This window comes from Streptomyces calidiresistens, assembly GCF_014141525.1.
Classification (GTDB): domain Bacteria; phylum Actinomycetota; class Actinomycetes; order Streptomycetales; family Streptomycetaceae; genus Streptomyces; species Streptomyces calidiresistens.
Map to the genome: position 1 here is coordinate 1 of NZ_VKHS01001285.1, position 988 is coordinate 988.

Here is a 988-nt window from a genome sequence, read left to right on the forward strand (position 1 = left end):
GAGACAGCCTCCGCGCCGGCATCGGCCGCTCCGCCGGGCCGTCCCGGCCCCACACCGATCGGAGTCACCGTGTACGAACTGACCGCCGTGGCCAAGCACTACCCGCGGGGGCGGACGACCGTCACCGCCCTGCACGAGGTGAACCTGACCGTGCCCGACGGTGGGTGCCTGGTCGTCCAGGGACCCACCGGGGGCGGCAAGTCCACCCTCCTCCAGCTTCTCGGCGGGTTGGACCGGCCGACCCGGGGCACCGTGCTGCTGGACGGCACCGATCTGGGCTCCCTGCCGGAAAGTCGGCTGACCCGGCTGCGGGCGGAGCGGATCGGATTCGTCTTCCAGGGCTTCAACCTCATTCCCACCCTCACCGCGCGGGAGAACGTCGAGACGGCGCTGGTGCCGTTGGGCACGAAGGCCACCGAACGCCGGTCCCGGGCTCTGGAGGCGCTGGATTCGGTGGGTCTGGCCGATCGCGCCGGGCACTTCCCGGGCGAGCTGTCGGGTGGCCAGCAGCAGCGGGTGGCGATCGCCCGGGCGGTGGTGAAGCGGCCCCGGGTGCTGCTGGCCGACGAACCCACGGGAAGCCTGGACGACTCGACGCGCGACGAGGTGATGGAGGTGTTGGAGGCCCGCCGGCGGGAGACGGAACCGACGTTCGTGATGGTCACCCACGACAGCGCGCTGGCCGACCGCGCCGACCACCTGGCCCGGATCGAGCACGGGCGACTCACCGTGGTGCGCACGCCGGCGGCCGACGGGGCCGCCGGGGAGACGGAGGCCGGGAGGCGGGGGGAACGGGCCGGGCCCGTGGAGGACGGATGCCCCTCCTCCACGACGCCCTGAGGAAACGGACCGGCCGGGGCGGTCGTGCGGCGCCCCGCCCCGATCCCCTCCGGACGGTCGGGGACGTCGCCGGAGCGTGGTCCGCACTACGCTGACGGCCATGGATTCCCCCGCGTCGCCGCGTCCCGCCCGCCGCCTCGTGCTGGCC

General features: G+C 74.5%; 1 protein-coding gene. It reads left to right on the top strand.

The features are described from left to right. Positions 1-69: 69 nt before the first annotated feature. Positions 70-840 (top strand): ABC transporter ATP-binding protein, encoded by a 771-nt coding sequence (locus FOE67_RS26905; protein ID WP_182667426.1) that lies wholly within the window; start codon positions 70-72, stop codon positions 838-840. Positions 841-988 lie beyond the last annotated feature (148 nt).